This window comes from Sphingobium sp. D43FB (genome assembly GCF_002312805.1).
Classification (GTDB): domain Bacteria; phylum Pseudomonadota; class Alphaproteobacteria; order Sphingomonadales; family Sphingomonadaceae; genus Sphingobium.
Genome location: NZ_NMUA01000266.1, coordinates 1 through 389 on the forward strand (window position 1 = coordinate 1; position 389 = coordinate 389).

Below are 389 nucleotides of genomic sequence, written 5' to 3' on the forward strand. Positions count from 1 at the left end.
GTCTGGCCAGCCAGTATTTCTTCAGTCAGCCGCTATCTGAACTCAAGTTGCATCAGGTGGCGTTGCTGGTTGGTCTGGTCAAAGGCCCGTCCTACTACAATCCGCGACGCAATCCCGAGCGTGCGCTTGAACGGCGCAATCTGGTCCTTGATCTGCTTGAACAGCAGGGCGTGGCAACGGCCGAAGTGGTCGCTGCGGCGAAGAAAATGCCTTTGGGGGTTACCCGAACCGGCAGTCTGGCAGACAGCTCGTTCCCGGTTTTCCTCGATTTGGTCAAACGCCAGTTGCGCGAAGACTATCGCGACGAAGACTTGACCGAAGAGGGTCTGCGGATCTTCACCAGCTTCGATCCAATTCTGCAGATGAAGTCCGAAGCGGCCATGACCGAG

At 57.1% G+C, this 389-nt stretch carries 1 protein-coding gene; it reads left to right on the plus strand.

All coding sequences use genetic code 11. The annotated features are described in order from the left end of the window. Window positions 1–389: transglycosylase domain-containing protein (locus SxD43FB_RS24330; RefSeq protein WP_176482937.1), on the plus strand; the 389-nt coding region annotated here is incomplete at both ends.